The 772-nt window shown below is 75.3% G+C and carries 1 pseudogene; it reads left to right on the top strand.

Features of this window, described 5'->3' with window-relative positions:
* Positions 1 to 734, top strand: a pseudogene (locus tag KDL01_RS41560) (hypothetical protein); the annotation flags it as partial.
* Positions 735 to 772 lie beyond the last annotated feature (38 nt).

Genomic DNA, 772 nt, shown 5'->3' on the forward strand with positions numbered 1-772 from the left:
CCTCCGCCCAGTCCCCGCAGCCCTCGGAGCCCGCGCCGCTGGCCCCGGTCGGCAGCGGCGCCCGCGCCCCCGTGCCCGGCCCCGCATCAGGCCTCGCACTCCCGCCCGACAACGCCGCCGACGCCGCCGCCACCTTCACAGTCCCGGCGCCCGCCGCCGCCCCCGAAGCCTCGGACTCGGGCTGGTACAACGAATCCGTCGACGTACTGCTGCGACTCGACCAGGACGCCGCCGAGGTGATCGAGCGGCGCGTCGTCGTCTGCACCGCCGAACGCCTGACCGAACTCGCCAGCTCGGTGAGCCTGCCGCGTGCCCTGACCGACACCAGCGCCGAGCACGGCCTGCACGTCGAGCTCCTCTACGGCGGCGCGCTGATCTGGCAGGACCATCCGTCCGAGTCGCACTTCCGCGCCGCCATCGAACTCCCCGCGCCACTCGTGGCCGGCGACCGGCACGAGTACGGCTTGCGCCTGCGCACCCCGCCCGGCCAACCGATGGCGCCGCACTTCGTGCACATCCCGATGCACCGCACCGAGCGCTGCACCCTGCGCATCCGCTTCGCCGCCGACGCGACCCCCACGCGCGTGTGGCGCCTGGACGCCGTGCCGACCAGTGTCGTCAACGACCCCTGGCGCGGCGCCGCCCTGCTCGAGCCGGACCAGTTCGGCGAACTCTCGGCCGAGTTCGCGCACCTGCGCATCGGCCTCGCCTACGGCCTGTCCTGGCAGGCGTGACGCCGCACCCGGCGCCCTGACCCGCCCCGACCCGCACC

This window comes from Actinospica durhamensis (genome assembly GCF_018139695.1).
GTDB lineage: Bacteria > Actinomycetota > Actinomycetes > Streptomycetales > Catenulisporaceae > Actinospica > Actinospica durhamensis.